Source organism: Microbacterium sp. GbtcB4, assembly GCF_019091465.1.
GTDB lineage: Bacteria > Actinomycetota > Actinomycetes > Actinomycetales > Microbacteriaceae > Microbacterium > Microbacterium paraoxydans.
This window is the reverse complement of sequence record NZ_JAGXJJ010000310.1, coordinates 1-251: the sequence shown is the minus strand read 5'-3', so window position 1 is coordinate 251 and position 251 is coordinate 1. Positions and strand designations below refer to the sequence as shown.

The 251-nt window shown below is 71.3% G+C and carries 1 pseudogene; it reads left to right on the top strand.

The annotated features are described in order from the left end of the window. Nucleotides 1-251 (top strand): annotated as a pseudogene (locus tag KVS71_RS17980) (HAD family hydrolase); the annotation flags it as partial.

The window sequence follows — 251 nt, the reverse complement described above, 5'->3', positions numbered from 1 at the left end:
CTCGCAGATCACGTTCTCCGCGCTCGGCCAGCAGGCCCCACGCGACGCGAAGCATGGGGGGGATCCGACGGGTTGGAAGCGCGGCGCGCTACGCGATGCCGTCGCCGCGCGGCTCCCGGGCCTCGAGGTGCGCTCGGGCGGCTCGTCCTCGATCGACATCACCCGCGCCGGGATCGACAAGGCGTTCGGCATGCAGCAGCTCGCCACCCACACCGGCATCGTTCTGTCCGCGATGCTGTTCTACGGCGACC